The sequence below is a fragment of the Pseudomonas sp. SYWMCR5 genome, assembly GCF_057197165.1.
Map to the genome: position 1 here is coordinate 1 of NZ_JBXUNH010000013.1, position 22030 is coordinate 22030.

Below are 22030 nucleotides of genomic sequence, written 5' to 3' on the forward strand. Positions count from 1 at the left end.
GTGGAATTGCACACCTCAAATACATAGCTGAGTGCTCTGCCCATCGTTGGTTAGGTGGGGTTCATGGAGCGATTACGGTGATCTCGGGGAATTGGCGCTCTACAGCGCGGCGGATTGCGTCTTCCATCGAATGGCCATCTGGTTGCCGGCGAGGGCCACAAACATCCCCGATTCAAGAAGTACGCCCTCTGGCTTACCACCGGGGAGACGGCGCCCAGCTTCGATCAAGTTAGCCCGGAGTGATCCATGACGATCAAGAAGCTGGACGATGGACAGTGGCTGATTGATTGCCGGCCAGAAGGTCGCTCAGGGCCCCGGATTCGGCGCAAGGTGGCCTCTAAGAACGAGGCCATGCACCTTGAACGGCGGATCATGGGAGACGGGTCAAAGGGTGAGTTTAAGAAACAGCCGAAGTTGGACGAGCGTCGACTGAGCGACCTAGTGCGGCTGTGGTATCGATTGCACGGGCAGAATCTGAAAACGGGACTAGAGCGCGAACGGCTATTGCTCGCTATGGCTGAGCGGATGGGGGATCCCAAGGTCCACAAGTTCACTTCCAATCACTTCGCGGCGTACAGAGCGGAGCGGACTGAGGGTAAGTACACTAGAAGTACACCTGGTCGTGGATTCAGCAAGAGTAAAGGCATAGTCAAACCAGTCAGCGCAAATATGCTCAATCATGAGCTAGCCTATCTGTGTGCAGTGTTCAACGAGTTGGAACGGCTTGGTGAGTGGTCAGGTGAGAATCCCTTGGCCAGAGTGCGCAAATTGAAGTTTGACGAAGCTGAGATGGCTTATTTGGACAGCGACCAGATCCAACCTCTCCTCGACGCTTTGGGCAAAGATGATGCAGATGTTCGCCTCATCGCTGAAGTCTGTTTATCCACAGGGGCGAGATGGGGAGAGGCAGAAGGTCTGAAGCCACGACAAGTTAGAAATTGCTTGATTCATTATAGTAAGACGAAATCTAGTAAAAATCGAACTGTTCCGATAAGCGAGGGGTTACAGAGCCGATTAAGCTTGGCTTTACTTTTCAAGCCGAGCTATTCAAAATTTCGCGATGTAGTGGTAGCTACCGGTTTAGAACTTCCTGAAGGGCAACTGACCCACGTTCTTCGTCATACATTTGCCAGTCATTACATAAAAAATGGTGGGGATATTCTGACCTTGCAGAGAGTTCTCGGTCACGCGTCGTTGGCAATGACTCAAAAGTACGCGCATTTCAGTCCCGGGCATCTGGCAGGTGTTGTTAAGCTAAACCCAATCGATTGGAGGAAGGCCAATGAGTGTTGAGGAGTATGATCGAAAAATAAGAAGTATCAAAAAAGAGTTGAGCTTTTATAGTCCTCAATCGATTTTGCGGCAAGTGTTAGGTCAGATGCATTGGGCTCAGTCAGACGAAAATGTTCAGACCGGAATGCCTTGGATTGTATTGTTTTTTCTTAAGCTCGGAATGCTAGAAGGTAAGAGTACCGGTAGGGAAATGTCCAGGCAGGAATTTAATATTCTTGTGAATAGGCTGTTCCGCATGCAGCACCTTGCCTGTCCCATAGAGTTTGGTGGATTCGAGCTGAAATTGAGGTCGATGTTTCTTAATCAATTCTTTTATCAAAGAACCATCCCTGAACAGATTAAGAGTTTGGCAAGGCAGTCAAAATTGTTTTCTGGTGACAATAAAGAATACTCGAAGCGCTTCTCTGAGGCATTTGGAATTAGTATCAACGATTTCTATAATATCAGTATGTATTTTGTTGCGATCGTTGGGCTAGGGGCAAAGGGGCTGATTTCTGTCAATTTGTACCAAATGGTACTCTCGTTGACCCCAGCGGTGAATATTGTGACTCTGGCAAATTACTTGCTTCTGGTTGGTGTGAGAAGTGAGGATCTTCCAACATTTTTTGCTGGGCATAAGTTAAAGTTTGAATTGAATCAGCAAAGCGAATATTTTCAGCCTACACCATTGAAGTGGAAGCCCATTATATTGGATGGCGAAGAGGTCATCATATTTAATGTGGAGTTGTTCTTGAGTGCTATTGGGATGTTAATGCCTGGTCTTATGAAAAATTTGCCTGGCTGGGATTTCAAAGGACATTTTGGAAGGGATTTTGAGCTGTATGTGGGTGGATTTCTTTCGGAGGTTGGAATTCCTTTTAAAAACGAGGATGACCTGAAAGCTATTTTTCGTGCCGAAAGCATGCGTGGCGGTAAGGTTGCAGATTTTTTAGTTTCCGAAGGTGCGAGTAATCTTATTGTTGAATGCAAGGCGATCGAACGTAGTGATATTGTTTCCTCGGTGTTCGAGACTGAGGTTCTCAGAAAGAATCTTGAAGAAAGTTTTTTGAAGTCAATTGTTCAATGTCAGAGCACGGCATTTAGGTTATCTAAGGTGAAAAGCTATGATGGTAAAAAATTCCAAGCTGTTGTAGTGACTCACGAGGATTTTTGGATTTCTTCAGCCGCAGACTTTGAGAGATATATTGACGCGGGGCTCTCGGAGCGGCTGATAGTTGAATATAAATATCTTCCTATACCTCTGACTGAAATTTTGTTTTTAGATGTCAATACTTGGGAAAGTATGTTGGCATCAATTGCTCACCTGGACGTCGAGCTTAGTGTGCTCGTGGACGACTGTGCTAAAGCCCTCACAACACCAGAAGGTAGAAGGTTCACTGCTAGCCAAGCTATGAATGAAAGGTTATCAAAGCGGGTCTATGGCGTTCACTCGCTCACTGAGCATGCAAAGTCGTGGCTAACTTGGTTTGAAGCAACAGTGGAGTCCAATAAAAAGATTTGGCAAGGCAAGGCGGTCGCACTGGTAGACGTCCGAAACCGGTTGCTTCGGTATCTGCATGCTCGGTTTGATGAGGCAAAAGCTGATTGAGTGGACGCTTTGTGGACGATTGGAGGAATGCCGCTTTAGACCGTACGAGCTGTAAAACGGGCAAAGCCGCGCAGTGCGCGGCTTTGAAGGTGGTGGGCCCACACGGACTCGAACCGTGGACCAAAGGATTATGAGTCCTCTGCTCTAACCAACTGAGCTATAGGCCCCAGAGGTCGGCCGGATTATAACGAGGGTTTGCTAAGGGTGCCATCTGAAAGATCCGACAGTGCTATACGAAGAAAGGTGGCGGCGAATTCGTCGGCGGGCAGGGGCAGGCTGACGATGTAGCCCTGGATCTGTTCGCATCCTTCTGCGGCGAGGAAGCGTTGCTGGGCCTGGTTCTCCACGCCTTCGGCGATGATGGTCAACTGCATGCTGCGGCCCAGGGCAATGATGGCGCGGGCGATGGCGGCGTCGTGGGGGTCGTCGGGCAGGCCGCGGATGAACGACTGGTCGATCTTGAGGATGTCCAGCGGCAGGCGCTTCAGGTAGCTCAGCGAGGAGTAGCCGGTGCCGAAGTCGTCGATCGCCAGTTGCACACCGAGGTGCTTGAGCTGGTGCAGGATGGCCAGGGCTTCCTCGGCCTGGCTCATGATGAAGTTCTCGGTGATTTCCAGCTGCAGGTCGCCGGCCTTGAGGTGGAAGGTCTTGAGCAGGTGCTCGATCCGCCGGGTCAGGCTGGGCTGGCGCAATTGAGCACCTGCGAGGTTGATCGACAGCGGGCCGAACGCCTGGTAGGTGCGTTTCCAGGTGTGCATCTGCTGGCAGGCCTGCTCCAGCACCCAGTCGCCGAGCTGGAGGATGCTGCCGTTCTCTTCGGCCAGGTGAATGAACTGCTCCGGCGGCACCTCGCCGAAGGTCGGGTGGTTCCAGCGGATCAGCGCCTCGGCACCGACCAACCCCTGGGTCTTGAGGCTGAACTTGGGTTGGTAGTACAGGCTCAGTTCGTTGCGTTCGATGGCGCGGCGCAGCTCATGCTCGAGGAAAATACGCTCGCTGGCCTGGGCAGTGAGGTCGAGGGTGTAGCTTTCGACGCGGTTGCGGCCCTTGGCCTTGGAGCGGTACATCGCGGCGTCGGCGTTGCGGATCAGTGTGGCGACGTCGGTGCCGTCCTGCGGGTACAGGCTGATACCGATGCTGGCACTGGTGAAAAACTCGTGCTCGCCGGCCTGAACCGGGGCGTGGAAACACGCCAGTAGCTTGTTGGCGATGGCGCTGGCGTCGCTTGGGCGATGCAGGCCGGGCAGCAGGATGATGAATTCGTCGCCGCCCAGGCGGGCGACGGTGTCGACATCGCGAACCTGTTCTTTCAGGCGTTGCGCGATGCCTTTGAGCAACAGGTCGCCGACCGGGTGGCCGAGGCTGTCGTTGATGTGCTTGAAGCGGTCGAGGTCGAGGAACAGCACGGCGCCCTGGCGGCTGGAGGCCTGGGCGCAGGTGAGGGCAGCCTGCAGGCGGCTCTCGAACAGGGTGCGGTTGGGCAGGCCGGTGAGCGGGTCGTGGTGCGCCTGGTAGTCGAGCTTGGCCTGGGCGTGCTTGAGGCTGGAGATGTCGGCGAACACGGCGACGAAATGGGTGGTCTCGTGCTCACTGTTGCGTACGGCGCTGATGGTCAGCCAACTAGGGTAGAACTCGCCGTTCTTGCGTCGGTTGCAGATCTCGCCCTGCCAATGGCCTTCGGCGGTGAGCTGATGCCACATGGCGACGTAGAAGGCGCTGTCATGTTGACCGGAGGCGAGCAGACGCGGGGTCTGGCCAAGGGCTTCGAGCTCGCTGTAGCCGGTGATCTCGCTGAAGGCGCGGTTGACCGCGCTGATGCGCTGTTCGGTATCGGTGATCAGCACACCCTCGGCGGTGTTCTCGAAGACCGTGGCGGCCAGTTGCAGTTTTTCCTGCATCATGTGGCGCTCGGTGATGTCGCGGGTGATGGTCAGCATGCAGTCGATGCCGCCGATCGGCAGTGGCCGAGCGGACATTTCACACAGGCGGATCTGGCCGTCGCTACGGCGGATATGGCAACTGAAATCGCGCGCAAAACCATCGCGCTTGAGCAGTTCGATCAGCCGATCACGTTCGTTGAGGTCGGCCCAGATGCCCAGGTCGAGGCTGTTGTGGCCAAGATTCGGGTTGATGTCGTAGCCGGTCAGCCGGCAGAAACCTTCGTTGGCTTCCAGCAGCAGGCCATCGCTCTGGCGCGACAGCAGCAAGCCGTCGGGCGATGCGTGGAAGGCCTTGGCGAACTTCTCTTCGGAAGTCTGCAACTGTTGCTGGGTTTCCTTGAGCTGGCTGATGTCGCGCACGGCAACCACCAGCGCCGGTGTGCCGTCCAGGTCGAAGCTTTCAGCGGAGGTGAGGCCTGTGAATAACTCGCCGTTGCTGCGCCGGAAGCTCATTTCCAGATTGCGGATGCCGCCCAGTTGCATGCGCTCAAGGATCGTCGGGCCGGAGCCCGCAACGCCCCACAGGTCCAGTTCTGTGGCGGTGCGGCCTATGACCTGGGCTGGGCTCAGGCCGATCTGCTCTTCGAATGCTTTGTTGACCTCCAGCAGGCAGCCGTCGCTGTGGCGGGCGATGAGCAGGATGTCGGGGCATTGCTCAAAGACCGAGGCGAACTTCTGTTCGGATAGGCGCAGGGCATCCTCGGTACGTTTGGTTTCGCTGATGTCGATCATCAGGCCGCGCATCAGCGGCTTGTGGCCTTGCTCGATCATGCTGACGATATTGCGTACCCAGAGGATGTGCCCGTCGGCACGTATTACGCGATAGTCGAGGCTGTGGTCGCGCCCGGCGGCGGTTTCGGCATCGCAGTAGGCCTGGGCCCAGAGGGCGTCTTCGGGGTGCAGGATGCCGCGCCAGAAGCCGGGTTTGAGCCATTCCCGCAGCGGATAGCCGAGCAGGCCCTCGGCGTGCGGGGAGACGTAGCTGTAGGTGAAGTCGTTGGCGTCGGCCTCCCAGGCGATGGCCGAAAGGCTCTCGATCAGGCTGCGGTAGTGGTATTCGCTGCTGCGTAGCTCTTGCTCCAAGGCGATCCGCCGCGAAATCTCCGAGCTGAGGCGGCGATTGATGCGCAGCATGGCGGCGAGGATCAGCAGCACAACGGCCAATGTCGGCAGGCCATAAATCACTAGGTCGCGCCATAAGCTCCGTTGATCGACGACGTTGCCAACCCAGCGCTCCTGAATGTCACTGATTTCGGTACTGCTCAGGTCGGCCATGACTTTGTCGAGAATGCCGATGAGGATTTTCTGTTCTCGTGGGGCGGCCATGGCCAACTGATAGCGGTAGGGCGTCTCGCCACTGACGTACAGGCCATCGAGCTTGAGCTGGCGTAGGCTCCAGATGCTCGATGCAAGGTCGCCAACCACCGCATCCACTTCGTCGGTAGCCAACGCCTGCAGGGCTGAACTCACATTGGGCAAGGCCACCAGATTGAGATCCGGGTGGTGGGTACGCAGCAACTCATGGGGAGCGTAGTTTTCCACGACCGCGATTTTCAGGCCGTACAGGTCTTTGAGGGTGCGTGGCTGAGGGCCGCCCTCGTGGGCGAGGATGACGATGGGGAAATCGAGGTAGGGGCGGGTGAAGGCCAGGTAGGATTGGCGTTCGGGCGTCGACATGATGCCTGGAAGCAGGTCGATACGGTTCTGTCGTGCTTGCTCAAGTACTTGCGACCAATTGCTGGGCTCGATCGGCTGCAGCGTGACGCCCAGGCGTTGCTGGATCAGGGCAATGTAGTCGGCGGCCAATCCCTGATAGCGACCTTCCTGGTCGCGAAATTCGAATGGCGGCCAAGACGCATCCACGCCCAGGCGCAGCTGCGGATGGGCGTTGAGCCAGGCTTGTTCTTCGTCCGTCAGGGGCAGGGCGCCGGCCGCTGTGTTCCAGATCATCAAGAGCAGCAGCAGAAGTGCCGGCATCAAGGGCATGGCGACCTCTCTCTATCAGGGGGCTGATTCGAGTGTAGACGGACGCGGGTGAAGAGTGCCGGTGAATGCGGCAGATTGCCTGCTGCTTTTTGTCGCCCATGAAAAACCCCGGCCTGGGCCGGGGTTCGTCATCACTCGTCGAGGAAGGAGCGCAGATGCTCGCTTCGCGTCGGGTGGCGCAGCTTGCGCAACGCCTTGGCTTCAATCTGACGGATCCGCTCGCGGGTCACGTCGAACTGTTTGCCGACTTCTTCAAGTGTGTGGTCGGTGTTCATGTCGATACCGAAACGCATGCGCAGCACCTTGGCTTCGCGTGCGGTCAGGCCCGAGAGCACGTCGCGAGTGGCTTCCTTGAGGCTTTCGACCGTGGCCACGTCGATCGGGGACTGCATGGTGGAGTCCTCGATGAAGTCGCCCAGATGCGAATCTTCGTCGTCGCCGATCGGGGTTTCCATGGAGATCGGCTCTTTGGCGATCTTCAATACCTTGCGGATCTTGTCCTCAGGCATTTCCATGCGCTCACCCAGCTCTTCCGGGGTCGGTTCGCGACCCATTTCCTGCAGCATCTGTCGGGAAATACGGTTGAGCTTGTTGATCGTCTCGATCATGTGCACCGGAATCCGGATGGTGCGCGCCTGGTCGGCGATCGAACGGGTGATCGCCTGGCGGATCCACCAGGTGGCGTAGGTCGAGAACTTGTAGCCACGACGGTATTCGAACTTGTCCACCGCCTTCATCAGGCCGATGTTGCCTTCCTGGATCAGGTCGAGGAACTGCAGGCCGCGGTTGGTGTACTTCTTGGCGATGGAGATCACCAGACGCAGGTTCGCCTCGACCATTTCTTTCTTGGCGCGACGGGCTTTCGCCTCGCCGATCGACATGCGACGGTTGATCTCTTTGATTTCCGCGACGGTCAGGCCGGTCTCGGTCTCAAGGTCGATCAGCTTCTGCTGGCAGGCGACGATCGCGGCGTCCTTCTCACCCAGGGCGGCGGCCCACTTGGTGCTGCGCTTGGCGAGGTCACCGCTCCAGGTCTGGTCGGTCTCGTTGCTCGGGAACAGGCGCAGGAAGTCGGCACGCGGCATGCGGGCATCACGCACGCACAGTTGCATGATCGCGCGCTCCTGCTGACGCAGGCGGTCAAGGGCACCGCGGACACGCTCGACGAGCACGTCGAACTGCTTGGGCACCAGCTTGATCGGCATGAACAGATCGGCCAGGGCCTGGAGCGCCGCAACGCTTTCCTTGCCACTGCGACCATGCTTCTTCAGGACCTTGTTGGTGGCCTGGAGCTGGTCGGAGACGGCACCGAAACGCTGACGGGCAACTTCTGGATCGGGGCCGCTTTCGCCCTCTTCCTCGCTGTCGTCGCTGTTTTCGTCGCCTTCTTCTTCGTCCTCCGACTCTTCCTTCGCCGCTGCAGTCTTGGCGCCTGGGATCGGTACTTCTTCGGTAGGCGCGGCGATATTGTCGTCAGGGTCGATGTAGCCGCTGAGAACGTCCGACAGACGGCCGCCTTCGGTCGTTACACGGTCGTACTCGCCGAGAATGTGATCGACGGTGCCCGGGAAGTGAGCGATGGCGCCCATGACTTCGCGGATACCTTCCTCGATGCGCTTGGCGATTTCGATCTCGCCTTCGCGGGTCAGGAGCTCGACGGTACCCATTTCACGCATGTACATGCGTACCGGGTCGGTCGTGCGGCCGATATCGGTTTCAACGGCCGCCAACGCTGCGGCGGCTTCTTCGGCTGCGGCTTCGTCGGTGTCGGCTTCCGCCAACAACAGGGCATCCGCATCCGGAGCACTCTCGAATACGTTGATCCCCATGTCGTTGATCATGCGGATGATGTCTTCCACCTGTTCCGGATCTGAAATATCCTCAGGCAGGTGGTCGTTGACCTCCGCGTAAGTCAGGTAGCCCTGCTCACGACCGCGGGTGATCAACTCTTTGATACGAGATTGCTGTTGCGCTTTTCCGGACATAACACCCTATCCACTGAAGGTCTTGGCGGGCAAAAAACAAGCCGAGGATTATACCCGAGCATGGACCTCACGCGCCAGATGAGGTCGGGGTTTGTGCGGGAACATTCCTGCTGAGCAGGGCGAGCAACTGGGATTTTTCCTCGGTGCTCAACTCACTTTGACGTGCTTTCCTGAGCAGATGTTCCAAGCTTCGCTCGCGCTGGCGGGCTGACAAGCTAGTTATGGTGTCGAAAAACTGTTGTTCAAGGTTATCGGCATCGATCAGCCATTCCTTCTCTGCCAGCGCCCGCAACAGACGCCCCTGTTCGGTGCCGTGCCAGCGTGCGATCAGCTGCATGGAGCTTAGCCCAGGATTCTTCTGCACGGCTTCGATCAGGGCCACCAGCAACTGGCTGTAAAGATGTTCTTCGTCGGCGAAATGGCTCGCGTCCTCGACCTTTCCGGCCAGCAGCGGATGGTGCAGCAATGTGCGCAAGGCCGCGAGCGCCGGGGGTTCGACCGGTGCCGGTGTGCGTGGAGGCGCTTCGTCGCGCTGCCAGCCCTTGCCGCCCTTGCGGTTCTTGTCCCAAGGCTTGCCATTGCCATCCCAGGGCTTCTTGCCACCCCCCTTGTTGGGTGTCCAGGGGCGCTGCTCCTGCTGGGTGGGGGCGTAGTCGTAATGCTGTTCGCTGAAGTCCGGCGTGTAGCTGGCCATGGCATCGTAGTCATAGCCTGGATCATAGTCCGGTACGCTGGGTGCGGGCGTATTCTGCGCCAACTGCTCCATTTGTTGCACATCAAGACCAGTAATTTCCTTCAAGCGATTGCGCATTAACTGGCGCAGATTGGCGCCCGGAATCTTTTCGATCAACGGTGCAGCCAGGGTCGCCATGTGCGCCTTGCCTTCCAGCGAGCGTGGGTCGGCTTCGCTGGCCAGTTGCTCGAAGAAATAGTCGGCGAGCGGCTGGGCGTGCTGATGGATGCGGGCCTGGAAGGCGTCGGTGCCTTCGGCGCGGACCAGCGTATCCGGATCTTCCCCTTCGGGCAGGAACAGGAAGCGCGCACGCCTGCCATCCTGCAGGTTCGCCAGGGTGGCCTCCAGTGCGCGCCAGGCCGCCTTGCGCCCGGCCTGGTCGCCGTCGAAGCAGAACAGCACGTTGGGCACCACGCGGAACAATCGCTTGAGGTGCTCTTCGCTGGTCGCGGTGCCAAGGGTGGCCACGGCGTTGCGCAGGCCTTGCTGGGCGAGGGCGATCACATCCATGTAGCCCTCGACCACGATGATTTCGTCGAGGTTGCGGTTGTGCTTGCGTGCCTCGAACAGCCCGTACAGTTCCTGGCCCTTGTGGAACACCGGGGTTTCCGGGGAGTTCAGGTACTTGGGCTTGTCATCGCCCAGCACGCGCCCGCCGAAGGCGATCACCCGGCCTCGACTGTCGCGGATCGGGAACATGACCCGATCGCGGAAGCGATCGTAGCGCTTGCCGGTCTCGGCGTTCTCGATCAGCAGGCCGGCGTCGATCATCACCTTCTGTTGCAGGGTGTCGGCGCCAAGGTGCTTGAACAGGTTGTCCCAGCCCGGCGGGGCGAAACCCAGGCCGAAATCACGGGCAATTTCGCCAGACAGGCCGCGGCCCTTAAGGTACTCGACCGCTGCCTTGCGTGTCGGATGGTTGCGAAGCGCCTGGCGATAGAACTCTGCAGCCGCTTCGAGCAGCGGGTACAGCGGCGAATCAGTGGGCTGGCGCGGCTTTTGTCCGCGTCGTCCCTCTTCGCGCGGCACTTCCATGCCTGCGGCGCGGGCCAGTTCCTCGACCGCCTGGGGGAAGTCCAGGTTGTCGTGGTCCATGATGAAGCCCAGGGCGTTGCCCCCGGCGCCACAGCCGAAGCAGTAGTAGAACTGCTTGTCGGGGCTGACGGTGAAGGACGGCGTCTTTTCCTTGTGGAACGGGCAGCAGGCCGAGTGGTTCTTGCCGGTCTTCTTCAGTTGGATGCGCGAACTCACCACGTCGACAATGTCGGTGCGGTTGAGGAGGTCGTCGATGAAACTCTGGGGAATCAGCCCGGCCATGGCAGTCTCGTTATCTGGCTACTGGCAAGTCTAATCGCTGGAGAGAGCAACAAGGGAGATGCGTGTCTGCGTTTCACCTGCCGCATCGGGCATTCTGGTGAGGCGTATGAATTCTGCCCATGGGCGTTTGCCGGGGCGCCCAAGGCACATGACCGAGGGGGTGAAGCGACAACTGCCATTAGCCCGGCACGAGGCCGGGCTGGGCAGAAGCTTTGCGTAGAACGTCTGTATTAGTACAGACGAACGGCGCGGCGCTGTTCGCGCTGAACTTTCTTGGCGTGACGCTTAACAGCGGCAGCAGCTTTGCGCTTACGCTCGGCGGTCGGCTTCTCGTAAAACTCGCGGCTACGAACTTCAGCCAGTACACCGGCTTTTTCGCAGGAGCGCTTGAAACGACGCAGAGCTACGTCGAAGGGTTCGTTCTCTTTAACTTTGACGGCTGGCATCCAGGGCTACCTTAATTCATTACCGGGGTAGACGTGCTCCTGGCAAAACAAAGGTGTGCTGGAGAACGTCGGTTTTCAAGGGTTGCGGATGTTAACCCTTAGCGTGGCGGAATGCAAAGCCTCTGATCGAAAACCGCTGGTCGGCACTCTGCACGGGGACTAGAATGCGCGGCTTCGAATTCAGCCTCCACAAGGCACGGACCCATGCTAGTACTGGGATTGGAAACATCCTGCGACGAAACTGGCGTCGCATTATACGACAGTGAGCGCGGCCTGCTGGCCGATGCGCTGTTCAGCCAGATCGACCTGCACCGCGTCTACGGCGGCGTGGTGCCCGAGCTCGCCTCGCGCGATCACGTCAAGCGCATGCTGCCGTTGATTCGCGAAGTGCTGGATGAAGCCGGCTGCATCGCCGCCGACATCGATGCCATTGCCTACACCGCAGGCCCCGGGCTGGTCGGTGCGCTGCTGGTTGGCGCCTCCTGTGCACAGGCGCTGGCGTTCGCCTGGGACATTCCGGCAATTGGCGTTCACCATATGGAAGGCCACCTGCTGGCGCCGATGCTCGAAGAGCAGCCGCCGCAGTTCCCGTTCGTCGCCTTGCTGGTATCCGGTGGTCACACGCAGTTGGTGCAGGTCGATGGCATCGGCCAGTACGCGCTTCTGGGTGAAAGCCTGGATGACGCGGCAGGCGAGGCCTTCGACAAGACGGCCAAGCTGATCGGTCTGAATTATCCCGGCGGCCCCGAGATCGCTCGCCTGGCCGAGCAAGGTACGCCCGGACGCTTCGTATTCCCGCGGCCGATGACCGATCGCCCGGGGCTTGAGTTCAGCTTCAGTGGCCTCAAGACCTTCGCCCTGAACACCTGGCAGCAGTGCCGCAATGCCGGTGACGACAGCGAGCAAACCCGTTGCGACCTGTCGCTGGCATTCCAGCAGGCGGTGGTGGAGACTCTGACCATCAAGTGCAAGCGTGCCCTCAAGCAGACTGGCCTCAAGCGCCTGGTCATCGCCGGTGGCGTGAGCGCCAACAAGGCGCTGCGGGCATCGCTCGAGGACATGCTCGCGAGCATCAAGGGCAATGTGTATTACGCGCGTCCGAAGTTCTGCACCGACAACGGCGCGATGATTGCCTACGCCGGCTGCCAGCGCCTGTTGGCCGGGCAGCAGCAGGATCTGGCGATCAGTGTGCAGGCGCGTTGGCCCATGGAGCAGTTGCCGCCGCTGTGAGGCCGAGTTTTTCCCGCGAGTGATTCAGAAATGTCGTTCGCGGCCGGCAAACAGGTCGCGCAGGTTGCTACGGTGTCGCCAGACTATAAGTACTGTCAGCACCGTCATTGGCAGCAGCGCGGCCGGTTCGCGCCAGGCCAGCAGCGGCAGGGTCAGCGGCGTGGCGATCAAGGCCGCCAGCGAGCTGGTGCGGGTGAGGTAGAAGGTCAGCAGCCAGGCGCCGATCGCCAGCAGCGCGGCGGGGAAGTACAGGCCCATGAGCATGCCCGCCGCAGTGGCGACGCCCTTGCCGCCCTGGAAGCGGAAGTACAGCGGAAACAGGTGGCCGATCACGGCGCACAGGCCTATCCAGGCCTGGGCCTGCAGGCTCAGGCCGGCAAGGCTCGCCAGCAGCACGGGCAGCAAACCCTTGCACAGGTCGCCGAGCAAGGTGAGGATGGCCAGCTTGCGGCCTGCCAGGCGCAGCATGTTGGTCGCGCCGGCGTTGCCCGAGCCGCTGGAGCGCGGGTCGGGGTTGCCACTGAGGCGGCTCAGGACAATGGCGAAGGACAGCGAGCCGAGCAGGTAGGCGAGCAGCGCCAATAACCAAAACATGCTAACTATTCCGGGCGGGGACGCCCTGATTCTAACGGCGCCAGTCGCCCTTGTCGTGCTGTGGAGAGAAGTGCTTGGACAGAGTGTTCATCGAGGGACTGGAAGTCGATACCGTCATCGGTGCCTATGACTGGGAGCGGGATATTCGCCAGTGCCTGCGCCTGGACCTGAGTTTTGCCTGGGACAACCGCCCGGCGGCGGCCGGTGACGACCTCAGCCTGGCGTTGGACTACGCCAGTGTCTCGGCACGTATCCAGGCCTTTGCCGAGCAGTCGCGCTTCGAGCTGGTGGAAACCTTTGCCGAGCGCCTGGCGGCGACCTTGATGGAAGAGTTCGAGATTCCGTGGATGCGGTTGAAACTGACCAAGCCCGGTGCCGTACCTGCGGCTCGGGGTGGCGTGGGCGTGGAGATCGAGCGCGGATGTCTCTGAGCACGGTTTACCTGGGGCTGGGCAGCAATATCGACCGCTACCGGCATCTGTGCGCCGGGCTCGATGCGCTGGCGCTCTTTCTCGGTGACATGCGCTGTTCGCCGGCGTTCGAGAGCCAGGCGGTGGGGATCAAGAGCGGGCCGTTCATCAACTTCGTGGTCACGGGCAAGACCGACCTGCCCCTGATGGAGCTGGATCGCCGACTCAAGTTCATCGAGGCGGACAACGGGCGCTATGCCCCGGGGCGCAAGGGCTTGCCGCTGGATATAGACGTATTGATGTATGACGATCTGCACGGCACGTTCGATGGGCTGGTGTTGCCTCGGGCCGAGATCCTGAAGAATGCGTTCGTGCTGTGGCCGCTGTCGTTGCTGGCGCCGGAGCTGGTGCATCCGGGGGCGGGGAAAAGCATGGCGCAGTTGTGGCAGGAAGCGCAGATCGATCAGGTGTTGGCGCCGATCGACTTCGAGTGGCGTGGGTTGCAACTGACGCCTGCGTAAGCCTTGCCGACCTCTTCGCGGGCAAACCCGCGAGAAGGCCGGTCGAGTCAGCTGGCTCGGTAAGCCACGAGCGCTTTCAGGCGTTGGCCTTTGAGTGCCTCCCCCAGGCCCTGGCCGGTGAGCCCCGCCTCCACCAGCGGCTTCACATCCACCGACCGCGCTGCTGCCGCAGCCCCGCGCAGATAATCGGCCTGTGGATAATCCGTATCACCCTGCGACATCGCACAGGCAGCGATGAAGTCCTCGAACCGCTGTGGCCTTCGATAAACGTCGAACTTCTGCAACATCTCCAGTAGCTCCACAGGCGTTAGCTGCAAGGCGTCGTCAGCCTGCCTGGCAAATTCCCCTACCAGCACGGCCAGTTCCTGGCATTCCCGCGGCGCCTTGAAGCGTTGGTTCAGCGCCTTGATCTGCGCCGTTTCCAGGCCCCGCAACAGGCATGCCCAGCGCACGGCCAAAGGCTGCTGATGTTGGGCTGCCTGGCGCAGCGCCGCCAACGTGCCCGCGTTATGCTCCAGTTCGGGCATGAGCTCCTTCAGGGCGCCACATTCACGCAGCACCTGGATAAACACCTGCGGCTCGCTTTCCAGTAACGCCCGTTCGATCTCCTTCCAGCTGCGTTCGGCCGTCAATGCCTGCAGCTCACCTGACTCGGTGATCTGGCGCATGAGCTCGAGGGTGTCGTCGGCAACCTGAAAACCGAGCGGCGCATAGCGGGCGGCAAAGCGGGCAACGCGCAGTACGCGCAGAGGATCTTCGGCAAACGCCGGGGAAACATGGCGAAGAATGCGCTTATCCAGATCAACTTTGCCATGGTAGGGGTCGTACAGGTTGCCTTGGTCATCCTCGGCCATCGCATTGATGGTCAGGTCGCGGCGTATCAGATCTTCCTCGAGTGTGACTTCGGGGCTGGCGTGAAAGGTGAATCCGCCATAGCCGCGACCGCTCTTGCGCTCGGTGCGCGCCAGGGCGTATTCCTCGCCGGTTTTCGGGTGGATGAAGACGGGGAAATCCGCGCCTACCGGGCGAAAGCCCTGAGCCTGCATCTCTTCGACCGTAGCGCCGACCACCAGCCAGTCGATATCGCTGACCGGGCGCCCGAGCAGACGGTCGCGAACCGCGCCGCCAACTTTATAGATGTGCATGTACAACCTCCGTGACTGCCGACAGCATACCTTGTCGGCAGTCACGAGGTCTCAGAGGTGGTGGATGACGGCGAGGTCCATGCGGCCGTAGTCGCCTGGCTCTCCATGCTCGCCGCGGGGCGGCATGTGGTGGGTCTTCATCACCTGATCGCCCTGTACGGTTTCCAGGTGGATGTCGAAGCCCCACAGGCGGTGCAGGTGCTTGAGCACTTCCTCGGTGGAGTCGCCCAGCGGTTTGCGGTTGTGCTGCTGGTGGCGCAGGGTGAGCGAGCGGTCGCCACGGCGATCGATGCTCCAGATCTGCACGTTGGGCTCGCGGTTGCCCAGGTTGTACTGCGCCGCCAGTTGTTCGCGGATGGTGCGATAGCCTGCCTCGTCGTGAATCGCTGGCACCAGCAGGTCGTCGCGTTGGTCGTCGTCGAGGATGCTGAACAGCTTGAGGTCGCGGATCACCTTGGGGGAGAGGTACTGAAGGATGAAGCTCTCGTCCTTGAAGCTGCTCATGGCGAACTTGATGGTCGACAACCAATCGCTGCCGGCGATTTCCGGGAACCAGCGACGATCTTCTTCCGTCGGGTGCTCGCACATGCGGCGAATGTCCTTGTACATGGCAAAGCCCAGGGCATAGGGGTTGATGCCGCTGTAGTAGGGGCTGTCGAAGCCGGGCTGGAACACCACGCTGGTGTGCGACTGCAGGAACTCCATCATGAAACCGTCAGTGACCAGGCCTTCGTCGTACAGGTCGTTCATCAGTGTGTAGTGCCAGAAGGTCGCCCAGCCTTCGTTCATCACCTGGGTCTGGCGCTGCGGGTAGAAGTACTGTGCGATCTTGCGCACGATCCTCACGACCTCACGCTGCCAGGGCTCGAGCAATGGCGCGTGTTTCTCGATGAAGTACAGGATGTTTTCCTGGGGTTCGGCGGGGAAACGCGCGTCGTCCCTGTCGCTGCCCTTTTCCGTGCCCTTGGGGATGGTGCGCCACAGGTCGTTGATCTGCCGCTGCAGGTGTTCCTCGCGCTCCTTCTGGCGCCGGCGTTCTTCCTCGGCGGAGATGGGGTAGGGCCGCTTGTAGCGGTCGACGCCGTAGTTCATCAGGGCATGGCACGAGTCGATGAGGTCTTCCACGGCATCGATGCCGTGGCGTTCCTCGCACTGGGCGATGTACTGCTTGGCAAACACCAGGTAGTCGATGATCGAGCTGGCGTCGGTCCAGGTGCGGAACAGGTAGTTGCCCTTGAAGAAGCTGTTGTGCCCGTAGCAGGCGTGGGCGATCACCAGCGCCTGCATGCAGATGGTGTTTTCTTCCATCAGGTAGGCGATGCAGGGGTCGGAGTTGATGACGATTTCGTAGGCCAGGCCCATCTGTCCACGGCTGTAGGACTTTTCGGTGCTGAGGAATTGTTTGCCGTAGGACCAGTGGTGATACCCCAACGGCATGCCCACCGAGGCGTAGGCGTCCATCATCTGTTCGGCAGTGATCACCTCGATCTGGTTGGGATAGGTATCCAGCGCATAGCGCGCGGCCAGGCGGCTGATTTCCCGGTCGTAGGTCTGGATCAGCTCGAAGGTCCATTCCGAGCCGGTGGAAATGGGTTGGCGTCTCTGTGCTCTGGCGGTCATGTGGCTAACCTGCGCTGGAAGAGTTCACGGAAGACCGGGTAGATGTCACCGGCCGAGACCAACTGTTGCTGGGCGAAGGTGTCGGGAAACGCTTCGCCGATACGTTCGTACTCGTACCACAGTGCCTGATGCTCACGGGGGGTGATCTCGACATAAGTGTAGTACTGCACGTGCGGCATGATCTGCTTGGTCAGGATATCGCGGCAGATGGGGGAGTCGTCGTTCCAGTTGTCGCCATCCGACGCCTGGGCGGCATAGATGTTCCAGTCGCTGGCCGGATAACGCTCGGCCATGATCTCCTGCATCATCTTCAGGGCGCTGGAGACGATGGTGCCGCCGGTCTCGCGCGAATAGAAGAACTCTTCTTCATCCACTTCGCGGGCGCTGGTGTGATGGCGTATGAACACCACCTCGATGCGTTCGTAGTTGCGCTTGAGGAACAGGTACAGGAGGATGAAGAACCGCTTGGCGATATCCTTGGTGGCCTGGGTCATGGAGCCGGAGACGTCCATCAGGCAGAACATCACTGCCTTGGAACTGGGGTTGGGCTGCTTGACCAGCAGGTTGTATTTCAGGTCGAAGGTGTCGAGGAAGGGCAGGCGGTTGATGCGCGCCTTGAGGCGTACGATCTCGGCCTCGACCTCCTGGATGTCGGTGAAATTGTCGGGTTCCTCGACTTTCAGCCGCTCCAGTTCCTTTTGCGCTGCGCGCAGCAGGCCGCGGCTGCTGCCGGTCAGGGCGATGCGTCGGGCATGGGCCGAGCGCAGTGTGCGCACGATGTTGATGCGTGACGGGTTGCCCTCGTTGGCGATACCCGCGCGTACGGTCTTGAAGGTGTCGGCGCCGGTCAGGTGACGCTTGACCAGGTTGGGCAGCTCCAGGTCTTCGAACATGAATTCGAGGAACTCTTCCTGGGTGATCTGGAAGACGAATTCGTCCATGCCCTCGCCGGAATTACCGGCCTTGCCGCGCCCGCCACCGCCACCACCGCCTTGCGGACGAGCGATATGTTCGCCTGCTGTGAATTCCTTGTTGCCCGGATGAACGATGGTCTGCTTGCCGCCACGGCCGTGGTGCAGCACCGGTTCGTCGATATCGCGTCCGGGGATGCTGATCTGCTCACCATGCTCCATGTCCATGATGGAGCGGCGGCTCACCGCCTCTTCGACGGCCTTCTTGATGTGCTCACGGTACCGGCGCAAAAAACGCTGGCGGTTGACCGTGCTCTTGTTCTTGCCGTTCAGGCGTCGGTCGATTACGTAGCTCATGGTGCCTCCGCTAAGAGCAGCTGCAAGCGTCAAGCTGCGAGACAAAACAGCCACTAGCACCGCAAGCCGAGGCGCAGACCTGACGGTCGCGCCATGCAGCTTGCAGCTTGTGGCTGACAGCTTGTCGCTTTATTGCGATTTCCTGACCCGCAGATACCATTCCGACAGCAGGCGAACCTGTTTGTCGGTGTAGCCACGTTCCACCATCCGGGTGACGAAGTCGTTGTGCTTCTTCTGGTCTTCCTTGCTTGCCTTGGCGTTGAAGCTGATGACTGGCAGCAGGTCTTCGGTGTTGGAGAACATTTTCTTCTCGATCACCACCCGCAGTTTCTCGTAGCTCAGCCAGCTTGGGTTCTTGCCATTGTTGTTGGCGCGGGCGCGCAGCACGAAGTTGACGATCTCGTTGCGGAAGTCCTTCGGATTGCTGATGCCGGCCGGTTTCTCGATCTTCTCCAGTTCTTCGTTGAGGGCGATGCGGTTGAGGATTTCGCCGGTTTCCGGGTCGCGGTATTCTTGGTCCTGGATCCAGAAGTCGGCGTACAGCACGTAGCGGTCGAAGATGTTCTGGCCGTATTCGCTGTAGGACTCCAGGTAGGCAGTCTGGATTTCCTTGCCGATGAACTCGATGTAGCGCGGCGCCAGGTACTCCTTGAGATAACGCAGGTAGCGTTCGCGTACTTCGGCCGGGAATTGCTCCTGTTCGATCTGCTGCTCGAGCACATAGAGCAGGTGCACCGGGTTGGCCGCCACTTCGTGCGGGTCGAAGTTGAACACCTTGGAAAGGATCTTGAAGGCGAAGCGGGTCGACAGGCCATTCATGCCTTCGTCGACGCCAGCGGCATCGCGGTACTCCTGGATCGACTTGGCCTTGGGATCGGTGTCCTTGAGGTTTTCGCCGTCATACACGCGCATTTTCGAGTAGATATTCGAGTTTTCCGGTTCTTTCAGGCGCGAGAGTACGGTGAACTGGGCGAGCATCTTGAGGGTGTCTGGCGCGCAATGGGCCTTGGACAGCGAGCTGTTGACCAGCAGTTTGTCGTAGATCTTGATCTCGTCGCTGACCCGCAGGCAGTAGGGCACCTTGACGATGTAGATCCGGTCGATGAACGCCTCGTTGTTCTTGTTGTTGCGGAAGGTATGCCATTCCGACTCGTTGGAGTGGGCCAGCAGGATGCCGGAATAGGGGATCGCCCCAAGGCCCTCGGTGCTGTTGTAGTTGCCTTCCTGGGTGGCGGTGAGCAAGGGGTGCAGGACCTTGATCGGTGCCTTGAACATCTCGACGAACTCCATCAGGCCCTGGTTGGCCCGGCACAGCGCACCCGAGTAGCTGTAGGCGTCGGCGTCGTTCTGCGGGAATTCTTCGAGCTTGCGGATATCCACCTTGCCGACCAGCGCCGAGATGTCCTGGTTGTTCTCGTCGCCGGGTTCGGTCTTGGCGATGGCGATCTGGTTGAGGATCGAAGGGTAGAGCTTGACTACCTTGAACTTGCTGATGTCGCCGCCGAACTCCTGCAGGCGCTTGGTTGCCCAGGGCGACATGATGGTGTTCAGGTAGCGCCGCGAGATGCCGTACTCCTCTTCGAGAATGGCGCCGTCTTCGGTGGCATTGAACAGGCCCAATGGCGACTCGAACACGGGCGAGTCCTTGATGGCGTAGAACGGCACTTTCTCCATCAGCTGCTTGAGTTTTTCGGCCAGCGACGATTTACCGCCACCTACCGGGCCCAGCAGATAGAGGATCTGTTTCTTCTCTTCCAGGCCTTGGGCGGCGTGGCGGAAGTAGGACACGATCTGGTCGATGCACTCTTCCATGCCATGGAAGTCGGCAAAGGCCGGATACCGGCGGATCACCTTGTTGGAGAAGATGCGCGACAGTCTGGAGTTGCTTGAGGTGTCGATCAGTTCCGGCTCACCGATTGCCAGCAACAGCCGTTCAGCGGCCGATGCGTAGGCACTGCGATCCTCTTTGCACAGCTCGAGGTACTCCTGCAGCGAGAGTTCTTCCTGGCGCGTTGACTCGAAACGTTGTTGGAAGTGGCTAAAAATGCTCATGACGTCACCTCGCTCGATACGTGGAGACGACGCCGGATCAGTCAGCTGATGCTGGCATGCAAGCGGCTTTCACCGATTGCTGTTTACCCCCCAGAACACCTTGGAACGCTACCGATGACCCGCACGCCGGTGTACCGGCTCTCCCCTTTTTTGGATGGCCTGCGCTTAAGGATAGTTGGTAATACGCAAGGTCAAGGGCGAGGGGCCGAGAAGTTGCTTTCGACCGTTCGTCAGGTAAGGCGCAAGCCCGCTGGTTGCGCGGGCTTGAGGGGAAATGAAAAAAATTATTCGGCGCTGCCTTGGGCGGTTTCGGCCGGATAGGTGGCGCGCCACAGCTCGAAGCCGCCGTCGACGCTGTAGACGTCCGAGAAGCCCTGGCCTACCAGGTAGGCGGCGGCACTCTGGCTGGAATTACCGTGATAGCAGACCACCAGCGTCGGGGCGTCGAGGTCGGCGTTGCGGATGAAGTCGGCCACCGAGTGGTTGTCCAGGTGCCGGGCACCGGTGATGTGGCCGGCAGCGAAGGCCTGGGGATCGCGAATGTCGACCACCACCGCACCTTGTGCACGCAAGGCCAGGGCCTGTTCCGGGGGGATGCGCTTGAATTCGCTCATGGGTACGCTTTCCTTCAGGTTTGATCGTTGATTCTAGTGGGTTCAGGCGCCGTACGTACGGAGCCTTCGTCGGTGCAGTCGCAGCGGTGGTATTCGCCGCTGTCCAGGTTGTACAGGGTCATGGCGCCGCCCCACACGCAACCGGTGTCCAGGGCGATGACGCCCGGCTCGTCGACCTTGCCTTCGAGGGCGGCCCAATGGCCGAAGATGATCTTCACGTGGCGCGAGCGACGATCCTTGTGGGCGTACCAGGGCTTGTAGCCTTTGGGGGCGCTGTCCAGGCCTTCCTTGCTCTTGAGGTCGAGCTTGCCGTCGGCGGTGCAGAAACGCATGCGGGTGAAGTAGTTGGTGATGACCCGCAGGCGCTCGACGCCGCTGAGGTTCTTGCTCCACTTGTTCGGTTCGTTGCCATACATGCCGTCGAGGTAGAGCTTGAGCCGGTTGTCGTCGCGCAGCACCTCTTCCACCTCTGCTGCCAGTTCCAGGGCCTTGCCCAGTGTCCACTGGGGTGGGATGCCGGCGTGGGCCATGGCGATGCCCCGGGCCTCGTCGTAATGCAGCAGCTTCTGCCGACGCAGCCAGTCAAGCAACTGGTCGGCGTCTGGCGCTTCGATGATCTCGCGCAGGGTGTCGCTTTTCTTCAGGCGCTCGATGTTCTGCCAGGCTGCGAGCAAGTGCAGGTCATGGTTGCCGAGTACGCAAACCAGCGACCCGCGGATCGCATGGAGGTAGCGCAGGGTTTCGAGCGATTCCGGGCCGCGGTTGACCAGGTCGCCCACCAGCCACAGGCGATCGGCCTTGGGATCGAAGTTGACGCGTTCGAGCAGGCGTTTGAGCGGTTGCAGGCAGCCTTGCAGGTCACCGACGGCGTAGGTGGCCATCAGTGCAGGGCTCCAGGCACGGCCAGGCGGAACGGTGCGATCTCGGCGTCGAAGCGCTTACCGTCTTCGGCGAACATCTGATAGCTGCCCTGCATGGTGCCGACACGGGTGCTGATGACTGCGCCGCTGCTGTAGGTATGGCTTTGCCCAGGGGCGATGGTCGGTTGTTGGCCGATGACGCCATCGCCGCGGACTTCCTCGACAGTGCCGTCACCATTGGTGATCAGCCAGTGGCGGGCCATCAGCTTGGCCTTGAGTGTGCCGTTGTTCGACACCGTGATGGTGTAGGCGAAAGCGAAACGGTTGTTATCGGGGTCGGATTGCTCTTTGAGGAAGCGGGTCACGACGCTGACGTCGATCTGGTAGCGGGGGTCGGACATGCAAGGGCCTTGGGCGAACGGGAGCAT

The 22030-nt window shown here is 59.8% G+C and carries 17 protein-coding genes and 1 tRNA gene; 5 read left to right on the top strand and 13 right to left on the bottom strand.

Annotated elements, in window-relative coordinates; translation table 11 throughout:
• Nucleotides 1-246 precede the first annotated feature (246 nt).
• On the top strand, nucleotides 247-1293 hold the full coding sequence (locus AC2CGW_RS24135; protein WP_484574722.1) for a phage integrase: 1047 nt from the start codon (nucleotides 247-249) through the stop codon (nucleotides 1291-1293).
• Nucleotides 1283-2881: a GapS1 family protein gene (gapS1, locus tag AC2CGW_RS24140; RefSeq protein ID WP_484574723.1), complete on the top strand. Its 1599-nt coding sequence runs from the start codon at nucleotides 1283-1285 to the stop codon at nucleotides 2879-2881. Before AC2CGW_RS24135 ends, gapS1 begins: the two co-directional genes overlap by 11 nt.
• A 90-nt stretch (nucleotides 2882-2971) precedes the next feature.
• Here the strand turns inward: gapS1 and AC2CGW_RS24145 are convergent.
• The 5 genes from AC2CGW_RS24145 to rpsU form a co-directional block, all read right to left on the bottom strand.
• Nucleotides 2972-3048, bottom strand: a tRNA-Ile gene (locus AC2CGW_RS24145).
• A gap of 15 nt (nucleotides 3049-3063) precedes the next feature.
• On the bottom strand, nucleotides 3064-6807 hold the full coding sequence (locus AC2CGW_RS24150; protein WP_484574724.1) for an EAL domain-containing protein: 3744 nt from the start codon (nucleotides 6805-6807) through the stop codon (nucleotides 3064-3066).
• A gap of 131 nt (nucleotides 6808-6938) precedes the next feature.
• The gene (gene rpoD, locus AC2CGW_RS24155) at nucleotides 6939-8792 is read right to left on the bottom strand and encodes an RNA polymerase sigma factor RpoD (RefSeq protein ID WP_054892208.1); all 1854 of its coding nucleotides are present in this window, start codon (nucleotides 8790-8792) and stop codon (nucleotides 6939-6941) included.
• Nucleotides 8793-8859: 67 nt separating this feature from the next.
• Nucleotides 8860-10842 carry a DNA primase gene (gene dnaG, locus AC2CGW_RS24160; protein WP_186709537.1) on the bottom strand — a complete coding sequence of 661 codons (1983 nt, stop codon included), beginning with the start codon at nucleotides 10840-10842 and terminating at the stop codon, nucleotides 8860-8862.
• A gap of 230 nt (nucleotides 10843-11072) precedes the next feature.
• Nucleotides 11073-11288 (bottom strand): 30S ribosomal protein S21, encoded by a 216-nt coding sequence (rpsU, locus tag AC2CGW_RS24165; protein ID WP_003255575.1) that lies wholly within the window; start codon nucleotides 11286-11288, stop codon nucleotides 11073-11075.
• 204 nt (nucleotides 11289-11492) lie between these two features.
• Between rpsU and tsaD the strand changes: the two genes are divergently transcribed.
• Nucleotides 11493-12518 carry a tRNA (adenosine(37)-N6)-threonylcarbamoyltransferase complex transferase subunit TsaD gene (gene tsaD, locus AC2CGW_RS24170; protein WP_186709539.1) on the top strand — a complete coding sequence of 342 codons (1026 nt, stop codon included), beginning with the start codon at nucleotides 11493-11495 and terminating at the stop codon, nucleotides 12516-12518.
• Between the two features lie 24 nt (nucleotides 12519-12542).
• On the opposite strand, the gene plsY is transcribed toward tsaD, so the two are convergent.
• Nucleotides 12543-13112, bottom strand: coding sequence for a glycerol-3-phosphate 1-O-acyltransferase PlsY (plsY, locus tag AC2CGW_RS24175; protein ID WP_186667542.1), 570 nt, complete (start codon nucleotides 13110-13112; stop codon nucleotides 12543-12545).
• A gap of 74 nt (nucleotides 13113-13186) precedes the next feature.
• Here plsY and folB point away from each other — a divergent pair, with 74 nt between their 5' ends.
• Entirely contained in the window at nucleotides 13187-13543 is a 357-nt protein-coding gene (gene folB, locus AC2CGW_RS24180; RefSeq protein ID WP_484574725.1) for a dihydroneopterin aldolase, read from the top strand.
• Nucleotides 13534-14043, top strand: coding sequence for a 2-amino-4-hydroxy-6-hydroxymethyldihydropteridine diphosphokinase (gene folK / locus AC2CGW_RS24185; protein WP_186667544.1), 510 nt, complete (start codon nucleotides 13534-13536; stop codon nucleotides 14041-14043). Before folB ends, folK begins: the two co-directional genes overlap by 10 nt.
• A gap of 47 nt (nucleotides 14044-14090) precedes the next feature.
• Here the strand turns inward: folK and AC2CGW_RS24190 are convergent, their stop codons facing one another.
• The 7 genes from AC2CGW_RS24190 to apaG all read right to left on the bottom strand — a co-directional run bounded on the left by AC2CGW_RS24190 (nucleotide 14091) and on the right by apaG (nucleotide 22003).
• Nucleotides 14091-15188, bottom strand: a complete 1098-nt coding sequence (locus AC2CGW_RS24190) for a tRNA nucleotidyltransferase/poly(A) polymerase-related protein (protein WP_186667545.1) — start codon at nucleotides 15186-15188, stop codon at nucleotides 14091-14093.
• Between the two features lie 51 nt (nucleotides 15189-15239).
• Entirely contained in the window at nucleotides 15240-16808 is a 1569-nt protein-coding gene (locus tag AC2CGW_RS24195) for a SpoVR family protein (protein ID WP_484574726.1), read from the bottom strand.
• Nucleotides 16805-18076: a YeaH/YhbH family protein gene (locus AC2CGW_RS24200; RefSeq protein ID WP_054892216.1), complete on the bottom strand. Its 1272-nt coding sequence runs from the start codon at nucleotides 18074-18076 to the stop codon at nucleotides 16805-16807. The genes AC2CGW_RS24195 and AC2CGW_RS24200 overlap by 4 nt, the downstream gene beginning before the upstream one ends.
• 129 nt (nucleotides 18077-18205) lie before the next feature.
• Nucleotides 18206-20128 carry a PrkA family serine protein kinase gene (locus AC2CGW_RS24205; RefSeq protein ID WP_186667547.1) on the bottom strand — a complete coding sequence of 641 codons (1923 nt, stop codon included), beginning with the start codon at nucleotides 20126-20128 and terminating at the stop codon, nucleotides 18206-18208.
• Between the two features lie 284 nt (nucleotides 20129-20412).
• Nucleotides 20413-20742, bottom strand: coding sequence for a thiosulfate sulfurtransferase GlpE (gene glpE / locus AC2CGW_RS24210; protein WP_186667548.1), 330 nt, complete (start codon nucleotides 20740-20742; stop codon nucleotides 20413-20415).
• Nucleotides 20743-20756: 14 nt separating this feature from the next.
• Nucleotides 20757-21623, bottom strand: a complete 867-nt coding sequence (locus AC2CGW_RS24215; RefSeq protein ID WP_484574727.1) for a symmetrical bis(5'-nucleosyl)-tetraphosphatase — start codon at nucleotides 21621-21623, stop codon at nucleotides 20757-20759.
• A complete protein-coding gene (apaG, locus tag AC2CGW_RS24220; RefSeq protein ID WP_186667550.1) occupies nucleotides 21623-22003 on the bottom strand; it encodes a Co2+/Mg2+ efflux protein ApaG in 381 nt (126 codons plus the stop codon). The genes AC2CGW_RS24215 and apaG overlap by 1 nt, the downstream gene beginning before the upstream one ends.
• Nucleotides 22004-22030: the final 27 nt, after the last annotated feature.